We start from the raw sequence: 2,346 nt of genomic DNA on the forward strand, positions 1-2,346 counted from the left end.
GCCCTGAATAGCACTGACGTTCACCGATAAATTGCCAGTGAGTGGATCATAAGCTGTCACATCGCCATTCATCCACCGCGTACCAGTAACAGTGTCTGCAATGCGTACTGACATTCCGACTGCAAAGCTCTTTCCTGCCTCTACGGTCAAGTTCTTCGCCCCAAGACCAATAGTGAGAGTGTCTCCACTTTCCGATGTGGTTGATGCCTGGTTGAGAGTGGCTACAGTCTCGTTAATTTCAAGGCCAAGGGTATAAAGCACAGCGGCGAAAGCAAACGCTTTCAGGTTGAATTCATCCGGCTGCATGTTCGGCTGCGGCGCATCCTGCAACACATCCAATGTATTTTGGGATATTGACATTAGGTTAGGCTCTCCAATTCGAGGGAATAAAGCGAGTATTTGTCATACTCAATGGTTTCGTAGAAGTCCTTGTAGTAGCCATATATGAACGTGGCCTCGCGCGTTTCATCGCCCACATAAACAACAGGTGTTGCCCTATAGCTAGTCAGGATTTTCATGATCTTGTCGGCTTGACCAGACTCCACCCAAACATCAAGTGTGGCGTAATTGCTGAATGCGCGTTCAAGGATGGTGAAGTTGCCGAAATCGTCACGCTGCTTGACGCTGTAGTCCTGAATGCCTACCTTGCCGCCAAGCAGGGTATCGCCTATTGTTTTACTAAGGCCTACAATACAGGCTCCAACAGATGCAACCTCATCCGGCTTGCTGATGGTGATTTTTGTTATCGCGTTGATGTACTTGGGTAGGCTGGTATCAAGCAGAACCGTCTTGGCTTCATATGGCTCATAGAAGAACGTGAACCAGTCCGTGACGCCGCGATTGCCGATCATGGTGTAGGTTTCATCGAACACAACGCCAGCAACTGCATCTTCTATCTCAATGCGCACAGTAGCGGCATCGACATTCATCAGCACAATCGAATCCATCGGGCCGAGGTTATGGAACTCGACAATAATTTCCTCTGGATTGCTGGTAGTAGAAGAAATGGATTCATCGAACATGCGCCAGCGGTTGGTATTGCCGATCAGCAGCCACCATTCATCATTGGTATTATCGCCTGTTGGCGTGTGGCCTGTATTGCCAGCTTGAAGGCTTTCGACTACCCAGTGATGCTCGCCGACTACATAAATCCGGCGCGCCCCAAGCCCTACTGTTTCACCGCTACTCCATGCAGGATAATCATTTTCGGGCACATTGCTCGAAAGCAAACGTGCATTGTTGATGGTTATTGGACGTACTATTTTCATGCGGTCACCAATCTTTCAGGAGGCATTCCATCTCCGTCCCACTTTCTAAACCTACGCTCCATTGAAACCGAAGCCTTCGCCACCGCCGTCATTACCTTCTCCAATGTGCTAAGTCTTTGCTCAATTCCTGAATTGTCGGCAGTGACTGGGCTTTCTAGGCGCTGCATCAATTCCTTGTTATCAGCGGCTGGAATGATGCGTTCGCCAGCATGGATATTGGCTGTCATATCGCGCGGCACAATGTTGGTGCCAACATCAAAGGATGGCAGCTTGTCCAGATTGCCAGTGACGGCATAGCGTTGCGCTCTCGTGTAATCGACCAGCGTCTTGAACTTGTTGATATCAAGAAGGCCAAGACTTGAGGCAAGGCTAACGGCGGCCTCGTTGGTATTGAGGAACCCTTCAACCAACGCAGGGAATACAGCGGCAAGGTTGATTCCTTCTTCCGTAGTGTAATCAATAGATTCACCCAGCGCCAGCAATTCGGCAACTGTCTTAGGGACAGCCAGCCCCAGTTCCGAAAAAGCATCTTTCAGATTGTTTTGCAGGATGATCAATTGCTGCTCAGGCGTTTTAAGACTGAATACCGCCTCGCTAACCCCATCTTTCAGCCCTGTCAGACTACTGGTAAATTCTGCCATCGCATCACGGATCTGGAACAGGGCCGAGAATTGCGCCACCCCTTCGGCATTGGTGGTGTCAATTCCCTTCAATATCGCGTCGAATGCCTTGATTGTTTCCGGTACAGCCACATTGCCAAGAACGCTATCTAGCCGATCCTGCAAGATACTTTTTGCATCCAACAATGCTTCGCCAGGAGTACGCAAGGACAAGGTTGTGGAGATGATCTTGTTGGTAAAGTCGATCAACTCTTGCCCAGCCAGGCCAGATGCTTTCGCAACCTTGGCGGCGCTATCAGCGGTCAGGTTGTATTGATTGGTCAAGTCCTCCTGATACCGAGCCAATTGCGAAGCGGAAGCGATAAGGCTTTGAATCTGGGCTTTGTCGCTAAAGCCTGTGAAAAGCTGCCTGATACCTTCGGAAAGACTGGACTTCTGAATAGCCTCAACCAGCACTG

3 protein-coding genes are annotated in these 2,346 nt (G+C 49.7%); all 3 read right to left on the reverse strand.

What is annotated here, in order from left to right; genetic code table 11:
• Positions 1-360, reverse strand: a 360-nt coding sequence (locus tag V7Z75_RS13870) for a hypothetical protein (RefSeq protein ID WP_334109238.1), incomplete at its 3' end; no start/stop codon positions are given.
• Complete coding sequence (locus tag V7Z75_RS13875) at positions 360-1,268, reverse strand: hypothetical protein (RefSeq protein ID WP_334109239.1); 909 nt, start codon at positions 1,266-1,268, stop codon at positions 360-362. The genes V7Z75_RS13875 and V7Z75_RS13870, both read right to left, overlap by 1 nt.
• Positions 1,265-2,346 (reverse strand): hypothetical protein (locus V7Z75_RS13880; protein WP_334109240.1); only part of this gene is annotated, 1,082 nt, incomplete at its 5' end. The genes V7Z75_RS13875 and V7Z75_RS13880, both read right to left, overlap by 4 nt.

This window comes from Methylobacillus sp., assembly GCF_036844465.1.
Lineage (GTDB): Bacteria > Pseudomonadota > Gammaproteobacteria > Burkholderiales > Methylophilaceae > Methylobacillus.

Excerpts from the sequence above, each read along its gene's own strand:
- V7Z75_RS13875 (WP_334109239.1), bottom strand. The coding sequence starts at position 1,268 with ATGAAAATAGTACGTCCAATAACCATCAACAATGCACGTTTGCTTTCG.